The following is a 16,755-nucleotide window of genomic DNA, read 5'->3' as shown; positions in this document are numbered from 1 at the left end:
CTTTCCGCCTGCCCGGTGAAGGCTGAGAAGACGATCACGAGCAGGGCGTCCTCGGATTCCCCGGGTCAGGGGGCGATGAGCGGCGTGCGCTCCTTGGCCCGCGCGTAACGCCCGGCCACGTCCTGCCAGTTCACGACCTGCCACATCGCGTCGATGAAGTCCACCTTCTGGTTCTTGTACTGCAGATAGAAGGCGTGCTCCCAGGCGTCGAAGACCAGGATCGGGACGGTGCCCTGGCCGACATTGCCCTGGTGGTCGTAGACCTGCTCGACGATCAGGCGGCGGCTGACCGGCTCGTACGCCAGCACGCCCCACCCCGAGCCCTGTGTGGTCGCCGAGGCCTTCGTCAGCTGGGACTTGAACTTGGCGAACGAGCCGAACGACTCGGCGATCGCGTCCGCGAGCTCGCCGACGCCGTCCTTCTCCAGCGGTTCGCCGCCGCCGTCGCCCGTCATGTTGTGCCAGTAGATCGAGTGCAGGATGTGGCCGGAGAGATGGAACGCGAGGTTCTTTTCCAGACCGTTGATCGCCCCCCAGGCTTCCTTGTCGCGCGCCTCCTCGAGCTGCTCGAGGGTGTCGTTGGCGCCCTTCACGTAGGCCGCGTGGTGCTTGTCGTGGTGGAGCTCGACGATCTGCGGACTGATGACCGGTTCGAGCGCCGCGTAGTCGTACGGAAGTTCGGGAAGCGTGTAGATGGCCATGAGTCCAGTACCTCCGACTGCCAGTACTTATTGCAAGTCTTATGCATCTGCACATTAGCAGCATCATCGTCCCGCCGTGATCAGGCGTCGGTCCTCGGTACTACCGGCCCGCCCGCCCTCCTGCCGCGAGATCACCGCGAGGTCCGGAAAGTCGGTCACGACGGCATCCACGCCGAGGCTGTAGTGCAGGGCGTACTCGGCGAACGCGTCACCGAACGCGTTCGGATCGCTGCCGCGTCGCAGCGCCGCCGGAAGGAACTGGTTCTCGGCCCGGAAGGTGTACGCGCCGACCTTCAGCCCGGCCGCATGCGCATCCGCCCGCAGCGGGGACGGCGGGACGAGCGACGACGTGTCCGGGCCGATCCAGTCGGCGTACTCGGCGATCTCGCGCAGGTGACCGATCGCCAACGGTCCGTCGTGGAACGGGCGTTGGCTTCCGGCGGCAGGGGCCGAAAGTACGGACACAGCGGTCGTCGCGCCGGCGGCGAGCAGCAGCGAACGGCGTCCTGGCGTCGCGGGCATACGGTCTCCCTCTCACGGGCCCGGGTGGGGGCGCCGGGCGTACGCCGGCGACAGGTGGACGGTCATGTCCGGCGTGCGCGGGCGCGCGAGGCGGCGAGACGGTCCAGATGCTCCCCGTACGCCTTCGCGTAGAACGCCGACCGGGACGGGTCCGGCGCGACCAGTGCCGTCGGGGCCGTCCAGGCGGCGGCATCCAGCTCGACGCCGTGCCGTGCTGCCGAGGCCAGCACGGCGCCGCGCGCCCCCACCTCGCCCTCGATGATGCGCAGTTCACGCCCGAGCACATCGGCGAACAGCCGCGTCCAGGCGGGGGAGCGGGTGCCGCCGCCGCAGATGGTCACCGTGCCCGTAAGGCCCGCGGCCTCCAGACAGTGGCGGGCGGCGAAGGCGATGCCCTCGCAGGTGGCGCGGATCAGATCGGCCTTCGTCGACTCCAGGCTGATGCCGGACAGTTCGGCGCGCAGATGCGGCTCGACGAACGGGGCGCGCTCGCCGGAGGGTGCGAAGTAGGGCAGTACCCGAACCCCGTGCGCGCCGGGAGGTGTCGCCTCCAGCAGGGCGTCGACCTCCTGGTGCGGGACGCCCGTGGTGTTCAGCACCCAGTCGAGGGCGGCCGTGCCGACCATCGCCGGCATCGCGTGCAGGAAGTGGCCTGGGCGCTCCGTCGAGATGTACAGGCCCGCGGGCTCACCGGCCAGATCCAGGCGGGAGGTGGCCACGAGGGACGCCAGACACGTGCCGATGATCAGCAGACCGTCGCCGGGCGCGGTCACGCCCGCGCCTAGCGCACAGGCCGGCAGATCGTAGGGGCCGTTGGTGATCGGCGTGCCCGAGGGCAGCGTGCCGGTGGCGAGCGGATCGCTGACCGGGGCCAGCAGCCCGCGGCGTCGGCTCAGCCCGAGCGCCTCGACGACCTCGGCGCAGTAGCGCCGGGTGCGTGGGTCGAGGAAGGGCATGGACGCGTCGGAGACATCGGTCGCCCGCAGGCCGGTCAGCCGCTGGAAGACCATGTCCTTGCAGTAGAGCGCGGTGGCCGCGGCGTCCAGGGACTGCGGCTCATGACGCTCCAGCCAGGCCAGCACAGGGCCGGGGCAGCCGGGGAACATCGCGCTGCCGGTGCGCCGGAACACCGACTCGAACACGCCCGAGGTGAGCCATTCGTCGACCAGCGCATGGGCCCGGCCGTCCATCCACGAGATCGCCGGGCGTACGGGACGGCCTTCGGTGTCCACCAGCCACACGCCGTCGCCCTGCCCCGTCAGCCCCACCAGGTCGACCGGCTCGCCGGCGGCGTCCGTCAGCGTCCCGAGCACATCGAGGACCGCCGCGTACACCTCGTCCATGTCCTGCTCGACCCGGCCGTCGTGGATGTCCAGTGCCACTGGCCGGGACTCCACGGCCAGTGTCCGCCCGTGGGCGTCGAAGGCCGCGGCCTTCACCATGGACGTGCCCGCGTCGATGCCGATGAACATCGCCATTGCAGCAGCTCTCCTAGGGGTGGGCCGTCGGGGCAACTCCGGCCCCGTGGGGGTCCCCCGGACGAGGTCGGGGGGAAGGGATGAGGCGCGGTGTCCGGGGCAGAGTCCCGCGGGGGCGCTCCAGCACGTACCGGTCCGGGGTCTCAGACCAGTACGTGCTGGAGCGGCTCCCCGCGGGCATGGCGTGCCACCTCCGCCGCCGCGATCGCCGCCGCCTTGTGGGCGACGGCGCGGCTGGCGCCGCCCAGATGCGGGGTGAGGACCAGGCCCTGCGTGGTGAGCAGCCGGGAGCCGGATGGCAGCGGCTCCTGCTCGTAGGTGTCCAGCGCCGCGGCGGCCAGCTGTCCGCGCTCCAGTGCGTCGCACAGCGCGCCGGTCTCCACCAGGCCGCCGCGTGCCGCGTTCACCAGGACCGATCCACGCGGCAGCAGCGCCAGTTCGCGGGCGCCGATCAGAGCGCGGGTCTCGGGGGTGAGCCGGGCGTGCAGGGTCACGATCCGGGAGCGGGAGAGCAGCGCGTCCAGCGAGTGCGCGCGCATTCCGTGCACATCGCCGCGCACGTACGGGTCGTACACCTCCACCTCGGCGCCGAACGCGCACAGCACCCGGGCGACCCTGCTGCCGACCGCGCCGTAGCCGATCAGCCCGACGGGTGTGTCCTCCAGCTCCGGCCCGCAGCGTTCGTAGGTGTAGTACGAGGCATCCCAACTGCCCTCCACGGCGAGCGAGTGGTGCGCCTCGGGGATACGGCGCAGCGCCGCCAGCATCAGGCCAACGGTGAACTCCGCCGTCGCCGCCGCGTTGCGCCCGGGCGCGAAGCAGACCCGCACCCCGCGCGCCTGGGCCGCCTGTACGTTCACATTGACCGGACCGCCGCGGCACACCACGATCAGCCGCAGGGCAGGCGCCGCGTCCAGCACCCGCTCGGTGAACGGCGCCATCTGGGTCACACAGATGTCGACTCCCTCGAGCGCCTCGATCAGCGTGTCCTCGGCGTCGCTCGCCTCGTCCACCTCGGCGACCTTGCCGAAGGGCTCCAGCGGCCAGGGCAGGATGAGTTCGCGCAGCTCGAAAGGGAAGCCGTCGAGGTCGTGACGTAAGGCATCGGCGATGAGCGCGTTGCGGACGAAGTGGTCACCGGCGGCCAGGACTCTCATCTCAGGGCGTCTCCTGTTTCGGCGTCATAGACATGCGTGAGCTGCGGGTCGGCGGTGACGTGGACGCTCGCGCCGCGCTCGAGGCGTACCTCGGGCCCGGTCTGCACGACCAGCGGCCGCTCCACCCCCGCCAGGGCCAGGGTCGCGATGCCGTTCTCCAGCAGCGGTTCATGGGCGCTGACGACGGCCGCTACGCCCTCGTCACCGAGCCGCAGATCCTCGGGCCGCACGCCGAGGAGCACGGCCCGGCCGGAGGGGAGCGGACGCGGCAGCGGCATCCGTACGGTCGGCGAGAGCCGCGCCTGCCCGGCCTCGACCACTCCCGGCAGCAGGTTCATCGCCGGCTCCCCCACGAAGTCGGCGACGAAAACGGTGGCGGGGGCGTCATAGATCTCCTGCGGGGTTCCGAGCTGCTGGATCACTCCGTCGTTCATCACCGCGATGCGGTCGGCGAGCGACAGCGCCTCCTCCTGGTCGTGCGTGACCAGGATCGTCGTATGGCCGAGGTCCCGCTGGATACGTTTCAGCTCGCGGCGGGTCGTATCGCGCTGGGCGGCGTCCAGATGGGACAGCGGCTCGTCCAGCAGCAGCACGTCCGGCTCCCGGATCAGCGCGCGGGCCAGTGCCACCCGCTGCTTCTGGCCGCTGGAGAGCCCGGCCGGACGGGCGCCCAGCAAGGGCGAGATCTCGATCCGCTCCGCCATCGCCGCCACCCGGCGGGCTGTCTCGGCCCGCCCTAGCCCACGGGCCGCCAGCCCGAAGCCCAGGTTCTCCGCGACGGTCAGCGGCGGATACAGCGCGTAGTTCTCGAACGCGACCCCGATGTTGCGCCGCCCGGCGGGCAGGCCCACCACGGAGGTGCCGCCGATGAGGATGTCCCCGCCACTGACCTGCTCCAGACCCGCGATCATCCGCAGTGTCGTGGACTTGCCGCAGCCGGACGGGCCGAGCAGCCCCAGCAGTTCCCCGGAACGCAGCCGGAGATCGATGCCGCGCACCGCCTCCACCACCGGGCGGCCCCGTGCGGTATACGTCTTGCGCAGCTCGTGCAGGGCCAGTTCAGTCATGTCCGGTCACCGCCCACCTCGCAGACCCGGTAGGGAACCTTGTGCTCGTCGAGGTCGCGCAGCGCTTCGGCCGGGGCGCCGTCGTCGACCAGGACCAGATCGAAGCGGGACAGCGGGGCGAGCCGGTGCAGGGCGACGCGGCCCAGTTTGGAGTGGTCGAGCAGCAGCACATTGCGGGCCGCCGAGTCGAGCATCGCCCGCTTGACCGACACGATGTGCTGCTCCTGGTGGTAGGCGAATCCGCCCGAGACGGCGGAGGTGGAGGTGAAGCAGATGTCGACCTGGAGCGACTGGACGGCCTCCACGCACGAAACGCCGAGGAAGGAGGAGTGCAGCGGGTCGTAGTCGCCGCCGAGCGCCATCAGATGGATGCCGCGCTCGGCCGACAGCAGTGTCAGCGCCTCGAGGAAGTTGGTGACCACGGTCAGCGGGGTGATCGCCCCGAGCCGGCGGGCGATCTCCAGGGTGGAGGTGGAGTCGTCGAGCATCACCGCCATGCCCGGTTCCACCAGGGTCAGCGCCTCGGCCGCGACGGCCGCCTTCTCGTGGCGCATGGTCTTGAGCCGGTAGGCGACGTTCGACTCGAAGACGCCGGACGGCTGGGCGGTCACCCCGCCGCGGAACTTGCGCACGATTCCCTGGCGTTCGAGCTCGTCCAGGTCGCGGTGGATGGTCATCAGGCTGACGTCGAACCGGTCGGCCAGCTCGGCCGCCGTCCCTTCGCCACGGGCGAGGACGTATTCGGCTATGGCGGCCTGGCGGGGTGCGGGCCCGCGCTGCTGAGGGGTGCTCATGAGGTGATTCCTTCGATCCTTCGTCCTGGTCCCTGCGGCCCGTCGGCCTCGAACAGCAGCAGGTTCTCAGGCCGGGCGCTCAGCCGGACCGGATCGTCGGGACGCAGACCGGCCGCCGTGGCCCGCGGCGTGACGAGCGAGACCTGCCGGCTCCCGACGCGCACGGTGATCTCGACCGACCGGCCGAGGGGTTCGATGACGTACACGCTGCCGGCCAGTTCGAAACCGGAGCCTCCGAGAGCCAGATCGCGGGGCCGCACACCCAGCTGTACGGGGGTGCCGGGAACCGCCGACACCCGTGGGGCTCCTGAGCAGGCCCCCTCCAGTGGGCGGAAGGTCCCGTCGGTGGCGACCGTTCCCGGCAGCAGACTGATCCGCGGCCGGCCGAACGAACGGGCCACAAAGGTGTCGTACGGCCGGTGCCAGATCTCCTCGCGGGTGCCCGTCTGCACGATCCGCCCGGCCCTGATCACCCCGATCCGGTCGCCGAGCGCGAGCGCCTCCACCGAGTCATGGGTGACGTACAGGGTGGTGGTGCGCCGCAGCGCGCTGATCGCCTTGAGCTCGGCGCGCATCGCCTGCCGCAGTTTCGCGTCGAGATGGGACAGCGGCTCGTCCAGCAGGAACGCCCGCGCCGGCCGCACCAGTACCCGGCCGAGCGCCACCCGCTGACGCTGCCCGTTCGACAGCTCGCCCACCGGGCGCCCCAGCAGGGCGCCGATGCCGAGCAGTGCGGCGACCTCGGCGATCCGCTCCCGGGCCCGGTCCGCCGGCATCCGGTGGCGTGGCGAGCGCAGCGGGGAGGCGAGATTGTCGAAGACGCTGCGGTGCGGGTACAGGGCGTACGACTCGAAGCACATCGCCACGCCGCGGTCGTACGGCTCGACGCCGGTCATGTCCGCGCCGTCCAGTTCGACCGTGCCCGCGTCCGGCTGCTCCAGGCCCGCGATGGTCTTCAGGGTCGTGGTCTTGCCCGCGCCGGACGGTCCGAGCAGACAGAAGAACTCGCCCTCGGCGACCTCCAGTCCGATCCCGTCGAGCGCGGTCGCCCTGCCGTATCTCTTGGACACGCCCCTCAGCGCGATCGCCGTGGTCATGACTTCACCGCCCCGAAGGACAGCCCGCGCACCAGGTACCGCTGGATGGTGAGCGCGAGCAGCAGCGGCGGTACGACGGAGACGAGGGCGGCAGCGGCTGTCAGGTTGTACTTGGGCCGGTCGCCGCCGAGGAAGGACAGCGCGCCCACCGTCACGGTCTGAGCCTCGGAGGAGGTGAGGATCAGCGGGAAGACGAAGTTGTTCCAGGCGAAGATGAAGGCGAGCAGAGAGACGGCTGCGACACCCGGTTTCACCAGCGGCAGCGCCACCTTGAAGAAGGCCTGCTTGCGCGTGTAGCCGTCCAGCAGCGCCGCCTGCTCCAGTTCGGGGGACAGGTCGGAGAAGTACGACCGCATGATCCATACGATCAGCGGCAGGGTGACCAGCTGCAGCACCCACACCATGCCGACGTACGTGTCGAACAGCCCGAGCTTCTGGTAGAGGACGAACAGCGGGATGATCACGGTCAGCTCGGGCGCGAAGCGGAACGAGAGCAGGGTGAACATCAGGTTCTCGGAGCCGCGGAAGCGCCAGCGCGCCGCCGCGTACGCGGCCGGGAGCCCGATCACCAGCGACAGACCCACCGCTCCGAGTGACACGACCAGGCTGTTGAGGAAGAACCGTACGAACGGCACCCCCTCGTCGTCCCCGGTGCCCAGCACCGTGCGGTACGAGTCCAGGGTGGGGGTGAACGAGAAGTAGGTGCTGAACAGTTCGTTCGCCGGCTTCAGCGACAGGACCACCATCCAGGCGACCGGGAACAGCGCGAAGACGAAGTAGAGGATGAGGGCGCCGTCCGCCGCGATCGCGAGCAGCCTGCGTTTCCACGTCACTCGGGCACCTCCGCCGCACGGCTGTTGGCCCGGCCCAGACAGCGCACCAGCACCATCGCCGCCAGATACACCACGGCCCACAGCACGATGGTGTAGCTGATCCCGAAGGAGTAGCGCTGGAAGCGGATCGCCTCCAGATAGGCGCGGATCTGCAGTGCCACCGTCGAGTCGCCGGGGCCGCCCTCGGTCAGCGCGTAGATGATGTCGAAGACCTTCAGAGAGTCCATGAACCGGAAGATCACCGCGACCAGGACATAGGGCCACAGCATCGGCAGGGTCAGCCTGCGGAAGGTGAACCACCACCCGGCCCCGTCCACCGCGGCCGCCTCGAAGGGCGAGGGGGGCAGCGAGCGCAGCCCTGCCAGCGCGAGGATCGCGACGAACGGGGTGTAGACCCAGACATCCACCATGATCGACGACAGCAGTGCCCCGGTCGGGGTGTCCGTCCACTGCACCCCGCCGAGCCCGAGAGGCTCCAGCAGGTGGTTGACGACGCCGACGGACGGCTGGAGCATCAGCTTCCAGATGATCGCGGCGATCACCGGCGCGATCATCAGCGGCAGGATCAGGATCTTCTCCAGCACCCGCCCCACCGGTGTGGAGCGGTGCAGCAGCAGCGCGACCGCCACCCCGAGAACCGTCTCGACGGCCGCCGCGCCCACCGCGTACAGCAGGGTCACCCGAGCGGAGTCCCAGAACGCCCTCTGGGCGAAGATCCGCCGGTAGTTCTCCAGGCCCACCATGTCGGGCACGGGCCTGCTCGCCGCGAAGTCGAAGAAGGTGTAGTACACCCCGAGCCCGAACGGATAGAGGATCCCGCCGGTCAGCAGCAGGGCGGGCACGATCAGCAGATACGGACGCAGCGAGCGGCGCCAGGCCGGGACGCTGCGCGCCGCCCGCTTCATCTCCTCGCGTGAGGCCGCCCCGTGGTCGGTCTCCATCAGCGAGGACATCGCTCAGCCCACCTTCGACGCCAGGTCGCTCGCGAGGCCGCCCAGCACCGATGCGGCGTTCTTGCCGCCGTAGATCTCCTGGAGGGCCGCGGCCCAGCTCGTGGTCGCGTCGAAGAACTGCTCCTGCGGCGTGAACTGGATCTTCGTGTGTTCGACGACCTTCTCGAAGGTGTCGATGAAGCCGGGGATCGCCTTCATCTTGTCCTTGTACGCGGCGTCCTGGCTCACCGACTGCCGTACCGGGTCGATGTGGTTGTACCGGACGGCGCCCTTGAGCAGATGCTCCTTGCCGGTCGCCCACTGAAGGAACAGCCAGGCAGGCAGTTTCTTCCCGCTCCTGGCGTTCATGCCGAGCGACCAGATCCACATATTGGTGGCGAGCGAGCCGCCGGGACCCTTGGGGCCGGGGTGGAAGGCGATCTTCCCCGACGCCGGGGAGGCGCCCTCGACCGCCTGGAAGTACGCGGCGGTGTCGGCGTCGAACAGCATCCCCGCCTTCTTCGCCCCGAGGTCACCTGAGCACTGGTACCAGGTGTACGAGGTCCAGGACGGCGGGCCGCCCTTTCTGACCATGTCCGCCCAGTCCCGGGTGAAGGCGATCGCCTCGGGGGAGTTCATGGCGGGCTTGATCCTGCCGTCCTCCACGGTGAAGTCCTTGAGTCCGCTTCGCGCGTACATGGTCATGAAGCCCGGGTGGATGGTGGCCCAGCTGCGCGAGCCGCGCACCGCGACCCCGTACATCCCGTCGAAGCCCGCGCCCGGCGCCCTGCGCTTGATCGCCCCGGCCAGCTCACGCAGTTCGTCGAAGGTCTCGGCCGGTTTCAGACCGAGCTTGCCGAACACCTCGGTGTTGTAGGCGACGACATTGGTCTCCCAGCCCCACGGCAGCGCGTACTGGCCGCCCTGGCCGAGCGGGGCGCCGGCCTTGAGCGACCACTGGTCGGCCTGCAGCAGATTGGGGAAGAAGTCCGCCTGGTCCCACTCGGCGCCGGTCGCCGACGCGTTGCGCATCCACGGCCCGAGATCCTCCAGCCAGCCCGGCGGACCGTACTGCCACACCATGTAGGCGCCGAGCATGAAGACGTCGTACGAGGCGCGCCCGCTGGACAGGTCGACGGTGAGCTTGTCGAAGTAGTTGTCCTCCGGGAAGACGTCGTACTCGACCTTGATGCCGGTCTTCTCGGTGAACGACTTCAGGTCGGCGAGCAGTGCGTCCGTGTACGGGTGCTTGTTCAGCAGCGCCTTGATCGTCTTTCCTTCGGCCCGCTTCCAGTCGAAGGAACCGGTGACGTCGTCCGCCGCCGAGCCGTCGGCGCCCTGCTTGCTGTCCTCGCCGAAGCCCGCGCCGCAGGCGGTGAGCAGTCCCGCCGCGGACGCGGCGGCACCGAGGGCGAGGAACCGCCGCCGGTCGTATGCGCGCATGTCCATCCCGACCTCCGCTGTGTCTTGCCCCGGGGAGGGCCCCGGACCCCGGCAGGGGAGCGATAACACGTTCAGCCGACTGGTTAACAGAGCTTGGAACAGCAGTAGTTGCCCGTCAATCCCTCGCGCAACGTCAATTCTCGGTGCACAGTGAGAACTTCACAGAAGGAGCCGGTATGTGGATGGGGATCGATCTCGGCACACAGGGCGCCCGTGCGGTGCTCGCCACCGACAGCGGTGACATCCTCGGCAGCGGCTCGGCCCCGCTCGCCGGCAGACGCGACGGCGCGGTCCACGAACAGCGGCCCGCCGACTGGTGGAACGCCGTGTGCGCCGCCACCCGCCAGGCCCTGCGCGGGCGCCCCGCCCCGCGTGCGCTCGCCGTCTGCTCCACCTCCGGCACGGTGCTGCTCGCCGACGGTGCGGGCCGGCCGCTCACCCCCGGGGTGATGTACGACGACGGGCGCGCCGCGGCCCGGGGCCCCGGCCGGGCGCTGTGGCTGCTGCGGGAGTACGGCGCCGGGCACGGCATCCGCGGCGTACGTGTCATGCATCAGGCCGATCTGATCGTGGCCCGGCTCGCGGGCCGGCCCCTGCCCACCGACTCCAGTCACGCCCTCAAGACCGGCTACGACCCCCAGCTGGGTGCGTTCACCCGGCCCGGCCCGTCCGAGTCGGCGCTGCCGGACGGGCTGCTGCCCGAGGTGGTACGGCCCGGAACCGCGCTCGGCGGAGTGTGCCCGGCCGCCGCGGAGCTGACCGGCATCCCGGAGGGCACGCTGATCGTGGCCGGGATGACGGACGGATGCGCGGCCCAGATCGCCTCGGGCTCGCTCACCGTCGGCTCGTGGAACTCGGTCCTCGGCACGACCCTCGTCCTCAAAGGCGTGGCCGCCGCACCTCTGCACGATCCGGCCGGCGTGGTCTACAACCACCTCTCCCCGGACGGGAACTGGCTCCCCGGCGGGGCATCCGGCGTGGGCGGCGGGGCCCTGCGCGCCGCCTTCCCCGACGCCGACCCCGCCCACTACGACCGGCTCGCCCGGGCCCATGACCCGTCCGGCGCCGTCGCCTACCCGCTGCTCTCGCGCGGTGAGCGCTTCCCGTTCCTGGCTCCCGACGCGACCGGATTCCTGCTCGGCACCCCCGCGTCCGACGCGGACCACTGGGCAGCCCTGCTCCAGGGCACCGGCCTGGCCGAACGGCTCTGCCTGGACTACCTCGACCATCTGGGTGCCCCGCTGCACGGACCGCTCACCTTCACCGGCGGCGCGGTACGCAGCGACCACTGGACACAGCTGCGCGCCGACATCATCGGCCGGCCCGTGCACATCCCCCGCTCCGGTGAACCGGCCCTCGGCATGGCCGTCCTCGCCGCGTACGGCGCGGGCAGCGCGGGCACCCTGAGCGCGGCCGCCGAACGGATGGTGCGGCTGCGCCATGTGGTGCGGCCGCACCGTACGGACCGGTTCACCGGGCCGTATCTGACGATGGTGGACGAGCTGGAACGGCGCGGCTGGCTGCCCGGGCCCGTCGCCGCGCACGCCCGCGCCCGTACCGAGAGGACCCCGTGACTGCCACCCTGCTCCTCGCCCGGCACGGCCAGACCGTCTGGCATGCGGAGAACCGCTACGCCGGCGTCAGCGACATCGGCCTGACCGACGAGGGTCGACGCCAGGCAGCGCAGCTCGGCGACTGGGCCGCGCGGCACCCGGTCGACGCCATCTGGACGTCGACCCTCTCCCGGGCGATCGAGACCGCAGATCCGGCCTGCCGGGCACTCGGCCTTGTCCCGCACTGCGAACACGAGCTGAGGGAATGCGACTTCGGGGTGCTCGAGGGACGCACCCTCGCCGAGTTCGAGGCCGAACGGCCCGACGCGGCGCAGGCGTTCCGTGCCGACCCGGTGGCGAACCCCTTCCCGGACGCGGAGGACCCCCGGGCCGCGGCGGTCCGGGGGTCCGATGCACTGCGCCGTATCGCCCGCGCACACGAGGGGCAGCGGGTGCTGGTGGTCGCCCACAACACACTGCTGCGGCTGGTGCTGTGCGAGCTGCTGTCCGTCCCGCTCGAGAACTACCGAAGAGTCTTCCCTCGGCTGCACAACACCGCGGTGAGCGAGCTGCGCTTCAGCGACGACGGGCGGCAGGCGGCACTGCTGTCGCTCAATCTGCCGTGCGCTCAGGAGCCGTCGCCGCCGCCTGTGCCTTCCCACGGCTCTTCTGCAGGGCGAAACCGGTGACGGCCAGCACCAGCGTCATCACACCGGTGGCGAGCAGCTGGTCGCGGGTGTCGGGCTGGCGGAGCATGAGGGCGAAGATGCCGACCATGCCCGCGATGGCGACCCAGGTCAGCACCGGGTACAGCCACATGCGTACGACGAGCTTCTCGGGACTCCCGCGCTCGATACGGCGGCGCAGCACCAGCTGGGAGACGGCTACGAAGAGCCAGACGACGAGGATCACCGCGCCGATCATGTTCAGCAGCCACGGGAAGATGTCGTCGGGACGCCAGTAGCTGAGCAGCACGCACAGGAATCCGAAGACCGAGGAGACCAGTACGGCGATCCGCGGCACACCGCCGGAGATCTTGCCGATCGCCTTCGGGCCCTGGCCGCGGGCGACCAGCGAGTACGCCATGCGAGAGGCGCCGTAGATGTTGGCGTTCATCGCGGACAGCAGCGCGACCAGCACGACGACCTGCATCACGATGCCCGCGCCCGGGATGTCGAGGTGGTCCAGGGCAGTGACGTAGGGGCCCTTGTCGGGGTTGGCGACGTCCGGGTCGTTCCACGGGACCAGCGTGACGATGACCGCCATGGAGCCGATGTAGAAGAGCGCGATACGCCACATCGCCGTACGCACCGCCTTGGCGACACCCTGGACGGGGTGCTCGGACTCGGCGGCCGCGATGGTCACCGTCTCCAGGCCGCCGTACGCGAACACGGACGCGAGCAGACCGATGACCAGCCCCTCGGAGCCGTTCGGCAGGAAGCCGCCGTCGCCGGTGAGGTTGGCGGTGCCGGGAGCGTCCGTGCCGGGCAGAAGGCCGAGGATCGCGAGGCCGCCCAGGATCAGGAAGAGCGTGATCGCGCCGACCTTGAGGGCGGCGAACCAGAACTCGAACTCGCCGAAGTTCTTCACCGCGGCCAGGTTCGTTCCGCAGAACACCAGCATGAACAGGGCGACCCAGGCCCACTCGGGGGTGCCGGGGAGCCAGCCGCTGACGATCTTCGCCGCACCGATGCCCTCCAGGCCGACTGCGACGGACAGCAGCACCCAGAAGGACCAGCCGGCCGTGAAGCCCGCCCACGGTCCGATGGCCCGCTCGGCGTGCACCGAGAAGGAGCCGGACGCGGGATTCGCCGCCGACATCTCGCCCAGCATGCGCATCACGAGCATGACGAGCAGACCGGAGACGGTGTAGGCGAGGACGATCGAGGGTCCGGCAGCGGCGATGCCCGCGCCGGAGCCGACGAACAGGCCGGCGCCGATCACACCGCCGAGGGCGATCATCGACAGGTGGCGTTGCTTGAGTCCGTGCGAGAGCGGAGTGCCGGCCTTCTGGTCGACAGGCGCGGGCGCGGAGGTCTGTGACATGGGCGTGCCCTGTTCATTGGCTGAGACGGGGGAGCGGACGCAAGTGTGGTCACGACGCCGGTCACAAGGAACGATTGTCCGCTATACGGTCACTATGCCTACACAAGGTCAACACGCGCACACAGCGCGCCCGTACCTCACCGACGTCCGGTCCGCACCTCGTGCACGGCCGAGACCAGGATCACCGCGCCTGTCGCACCAGCGGACCACAGCACCTGCCCGCGGGTCGAACCATCGGCAAGCATCAGCGCCGACACGCCGGCCATGGCCGCCGGCGCCAGCCAGGTGAGCCAGGGGAAGCCCCACATCCGCAAGGCCGGCGTCGCGGGGGCCTCGCGCTCGATCCTGCGCCGCAGCCGCAGTTGGGAGACGGTGATCGGTCTCCAGACGAACAGCAGCACCGCACCAGCCGAGTTGAGCATGGAGAGGAACACCGAATCCGGCCACCGCAGATTGAGCAGTACGGAGAGGAAGCCGAAGGCGACCGAGCCGAGCACGGCCCGGTGCGGAACCCCGCCCCCGCTGTCCGTGTTCGAGGGGCTCGCTCTCGGTGGCCGGGGGTGTGGGCGTGGGCGGCGCATCGTGCATGGCGCGCGGAACTCCCGGCTTACTCGGAAGGAGTTATGGGGAACCTACAGTCACGCTCGGCCTTCCTCCGCCATGCAAAACCCATCCTTACGCCCCCGGACCTGAGTGATGAGTGTCACGTGATCGCGGGTATGGAGTCTGCTCTTTGTCCGAAACCTACCAAGGCGTCAAGCGCCCCTTTGTGGACGGCTGATGGTGAGCGAGTGATCCTTCCTGGGCTACGGTCACTCTGTTCCGAACTGCCCTCACCCTGCGGAGTCCCGATGAGCACTGCTGCCGCCCCCATCCGATCCGGTGCGGTCCTGGCCGACCTGCTGCCCGCCGCCCGTGCCCGGTACGCAGTGGACGCCGCACTGGTGGCCGGCGGCGCAACCCTCACCGGAATCGCGGCCCAGATCGCCGTCCCGGTCCCCGGCTCCCCGGTCCCGGTCTCCGGCCAGACCTTCGCCGCCCTCCTGGTGGGCACAGCGCTCGGCGCCCGCCGCGGCTTTCTGTCTCTCGCGCTGTACGCGGTGGCGGGCATGGCCGGCATGCCGTGGTTCGCGCAGGGAGCGTCCGGCTATGCCATGCCGTCCTTCGGCTACATCCTCGGCATGCTGCTCGCCGCCACCGTCGTCGGTCACCTAGCCCGCCGCGGCGCCGACCGTTCGGTGCTGCGCACCGCGGGCTCGATGGCCGTCGGCTCCGTGATCATCTACGCGGTCGGTGTCCCGTATCTGGCCCTCGCCACCGGCATGTCGCTGTCCGCCGCCGTCTCGGTGGGCCTGGTCCCCTTCCTCATCGGTGACGCGCTCAAGGCCGCCCTGGCGGTGGGCGTGCTGCCCACCGCATGGAAGGCCGTCGGCCGCCGCGGCTAGTCCGCGCTGGCGCACGCCTCACCCTTCCCTTACGAACGCCGTAGCCCCGGTCCGCACGAAGCGGACCGGGGCTACGGCGTTCACGTGCCTGTGCGGTGGGCTAGCCGGCGGTGACCGATGACTTCCGCACGCGCTCGAGGACCACGCCGATGATCACCACGACTGCCGCGACCAGCAGCGACAGCAGCACGACCTCGCGGTTGGCGTCGTCGAAGAGCATGTAGCCCAGCACGAAGGTGATCATCCCGGCGGTCGCCCAGGTGAGATACGGGAAGAGCCACATCTTCACCGTCACCTTCTCCGGTGCCTCGCGCATCAGGATCCCGCGCATCCGCAGCTGGGTGAGACAGATCACCAGCCAGACGAACAGCGCCACCGCACCCGAGGAGTTCAGCAGGAACAGGAAGACCGTGTCCTTGAACGCGTAGTTGAAGTAGACGGCGGCGAAGCCGAAGACCACGGAGGCAAGGATGGCAGCGGTCGGCACACCCTTGGCGTTGACCTTGGCGAACGCCTTCGGCGCGTCGCCGCGCTCGCCCAGCGAGAAGGCCATACGGGAGGCGGTGTAGAGACCGGAGTTGAGGCAGGACAGAACGGCCGTGAGCACGATGACGTTCATGATCTCGCCGGCGTGCGCGATGCCGATGGAGTCCAGGGCGGCGACATAGGAGCCCTTGTCCACGATCGACTTGTCGTTCCACGGCAGCAGGGTGATGACGACGAAGATCGAGCCCAGGTAGAAGACGGCGATCCGCCAGATCACGCTGTTGGTGGCCTTGGTGACCGCGCGGCGCGGGTTCTCGGACTCGCCGGCGGCCAGGGTGACGATCTCGCTGCCCATGAAGGAGAAGACGACCATCAGCACACCGGTGAGGATGGCGCCCGCCCCGTTCGGCAGGAATCCTCCGGCGTCGGTGAGGTGGGCGAAGCCCGCTCCCGGGTTGTCGGAGCCGGGCAGCACGCCGAAGACGGCGAGCAGGCCGATGACCACGAAGGCGCCGATCGCGACGACCTTGATACCCGCGAACCAGAACTCGAACTCGCCGTACGAGGCGACGGAGGCGAGGTTGGTGGCCGTCAGCACGGCCATCACGATGAGCGCCCAGCCCCACTGCGGGACGGCCGGGACCCAGCCCTCGAGGATCACCGCACCCGCGGTGGCCTCCACGGCCAGGACGACGACCCAGAAGAACCAGTAAAGCCATCCGATCGAGAAACCGGCCCAGCGGCCGAGCGCGCGGTCGGCGTACGCCGAGAACGACCCGGAGTTCGGGCTGGCTGCGGCCATCTCGCCCAGCATCCGCATCACGAAGACGACCAGCACGCCGACGAGCGCGTAGGAGATCAGGATGGCGGGGCCGGCTTTGGCGATTCCCCCGGAGGAGCCGACGAACAGACCGGCGCCGATCACGCCGCCAATGGCGATCATGGAAAGATGGCGGTTCTTGAGACCGGCCTGGAGACCGTCGGAGGACTGCGGCTTACCGGTGTTCCCGGCCTGTCCGCCTTCCTTTGTGAGGGTCGTCTGCGAGCTCATGGACGAATTCCTTTGGTTCGAGAGCGCTCGGGTTACGAGCCCACGCATTCAAACGTGTGACTCATCGGTACGGAAGGCCCCCTTCTGGATCGTGACTCTCCCCACAGTCGCGACACGCCTCGAACGGCTCCGGAGGCGCTCAGGGTCCCG

The 16,755-nt window shown here is 70.0% G+C and carries 14 protein-coding genes and 2 pseudogenes; 3 read left to right on the top strand and 13 right to left on the bottom strand.

Going from position 1 to position 16,755, the window contains the following annotated elements:
* Positions 1-65: 65 nt before the first annotated feature.
* The 10 genes and pseudogenes from ACFYWI_RS20160 to ACFYWI_RS20115 form a co-directional block, all read right to left on the bottom strand.
* Positions 66-701: a superoxide dismutase gene (locus ACFYWI_RS20160; RefSeq protein WP_389233924.1), complete on the bottom strand. Its 636-nt coding sequence runs from the start codon at positions 699-701 to the stop codon at positions 66-68.
* 63 nt (positions 702-764) lie between these two features.
* Positions 765-1,094, bottom strand: a pseudogene (locus ACFYWI_RS20155) (hypothetical protein); the annotation flags it as partial.
* 191 nt (positions 1,095-1,285) lie between these two features.
* A complete protein-coding gene (locus tag ACFYWI_RS20150; RefSeq protein WP_389234134.1) occupies positions 1,286-2,695 on the bottom strand; it encodes an FGGY family carbohydrate kinase in 1,410 nt (469 codons plus the stop codon).
* Between the two features lie 149 nt (positions 2,696-2,844).
* Complete coding sequence (locus tag ACFYWI_RS20145) at positions 2,845-3,858, bottom strand: 2-hydroxyacid dehydrogenase (RefSeq protein ID WP_389233921.1); 1,014 nt, start codon at positions 3,856-3,858, stop codon at positions 2,845-2,847.
* Positions 3,855-4,925, bottom strand: a complete 1,071-nt coding sequence (locus ACFYWI_RS20140; protein ID WP_389233918.1) for an ABC transporter ATP-binding protein — start codon at positions 4,923-4,925, stop codon at positions 3,855-3,857. The genes ACFYWI_RS20145 and ACFYWI_RS20140 overlap by 4 nt, the downstream gene beginning before the upstream one ends.
* Positions 4,922-5,719 carry a DeoR/GlpR family DNA-binding transcription regulator gene (locus tag ACFYWI_RS20135; RefSeq protein ID WP_389233914.1) on the bottom strand — a complete coding sequence of 266 codons (798 nt, stop codon included), beginning with the start codon at positions 5,717-5,719 and terminating at the stop codon, positions 4,922-4,924. The genes ACFYWI_RS20140 and ACFYWI_RS20135 overlap by 4 nt, the downstream gene beginning before the upstream one ends.
* Entirely contained in the window at positions 5,716-6,816 is a 1,101-nt protein-coding gene (locus ACFYWI_RS20130) for an ABC transporter ATP-binding protein (RefSeq protein ID WP_389233910.1), read from the bottom strand. The genes ACFYWI_RS20135 and ACFYWI_RS20130 overlap by 4 nt, the downstream gene beginning before the upstream one ends.
* Positions 6,813-7,649: a carbohydrate ABC transporter permease gene (locus ACFYWI_RS20125; RefSeq protein ID WP_389233907.1), complete on the bottom strand. Its 837-nt coding sequence runs from the start codon at positions 7,647-7,649 to the stop codon at positions 6,813-6,815. The genes ACFYWI_RS20130 and ACFYWI_RS20125 overlap by 4 nt, the downstream gene beginning before the upstream one ends.
* Positions 7,646-8,602 (bottom strand): carbohydrate ABC transporter permease, encoded by a 957-nt coding sequence (locus ACFYWI_RS20120; protein WP_389233904.1) that lies wholly within the window; start codon positions 8,600-8,602, stop codon positions 7,646-7,648. The genes ACFYWI_RS20125 and ACFYWI_RS20120 overlap by 4 nt, the downstream gene beginning before the upstream one ends.
* A 3-nt stretch (positions 8,603-8,605) precedes the next feature.
* A complete protein-coding gene (locus tag ACFYWI_RS20115) occupies positions 8,606-10,030 on the bottom strand; it encodes an extracellular solute-binding protein (RefSeq protein WP_389233901.1) in 1,425 nt (474 codons plus the stop codon).
* 170 nt (positions 10,031-10,200) lie between these two features.
* Between ACFYWI_RS20115 and ACFYWI_RS20110 the strand changes: the two genes are divergently transcribed.
* Together ACFYWI_RS20110 and ACFYWI_RS20105 are read left to right on the top strand one after the other, a co-directional pair.
* Entirely contained in the window at positions 10,201-11,598 is a 1,398-nt protein-coding gene (locus ACFYWI_RS20110) for an FGGY-family carbohydrate kinase (RefSeq protein ID WP_389233898.1), read from the top strand.
* The gene (locus ACFYWI_RS20105) at positions 11,595-12,266 is read left to right on the top strand and encodes a histidine phosphatase family protein (protein WP_389233895.1); all 672 of its coding nucleotides are present in this window, start codon (positions 11,595-11,597) and stop codon (positions 12,264-12,266) included. Before ACFYWI_RS20110 ends, ACFYWI_RS20105 begins: the two co-directional genes overlap by 4 nt.
* Here ACFYWI_RS20105 and ACFYWI_RS20100 read toward each other — a convergent pair.
* On the bottom strand, positions 12,190-13,623 hold the full coding sequence (locus ACFYWI_RS20100) for an amino acid permease (RefSeq protein ID WP_389233892.1): 1,434 nt from the start codon (positions 13,621-13,623) through the stop codon (positions 12,190-12,192). The genes ACFYWI_RS20105 and ACFYWI_RS20100 overlap by 77 nt on opposite strands.
* Positions 13,624-13,760: 137 nt before the next feature.
* Positions 13,761-14,147: pseudogene (locus ACFYWI_RS20095) on the bottom strand (amino acid transporter); the annotation flags it as partial.
* 327 nt (positions 14,148-14,474) lie between these two features.
* Here ACFYWI_RS20095 and ACFYWI_RS20090 point away from each other — a divergent pair.
* Positions 14,475-15,068 carry a biotin transporter BioY gene (locus ACFYWI_RS20090; protein ID WP_389233889.1) on the top strand — a complete coding sequence of 198 codons (594 nt, stop codon included), beginning with the start codon at positions 14,475-14,477 and terminating at the stop codon, positions 15,066-15,068.
* A 100-nt stretch (positions 15,069-15,168) separates the two neighbouring features.
* Here the strand turns inward: ACFYWI_RS20090 and ACFYWI_RS20085 are convergent, their stop codons facing one another.
* Positions 15,169-16,605 carry an amino acid permease gene (locus ACFYWI_RS20085; RefSeq protein WP_389233886.1) on the bottom strand — a complete coding sequence of 479 codons (1,437 nt, stop codon included), beginning with the start codon at positions 16,603-16,605 and terminating at the stop codon, positions 15,169-15,171.
* Positions 16,606-16,755 lie beyond the last annotated feature (150 nt).

The organism is Streptomyces sp. NPDC002889, from assembly GCF_042888425.1.
Lineage (GTDB): Bacteria > Actinomycetota > Actinomycetes > Streptomycetales > Streptomycetaceae > Streptomyces.
This window is presented reverse-complemented; position numbering and strand designations above follow the sequence as displayed.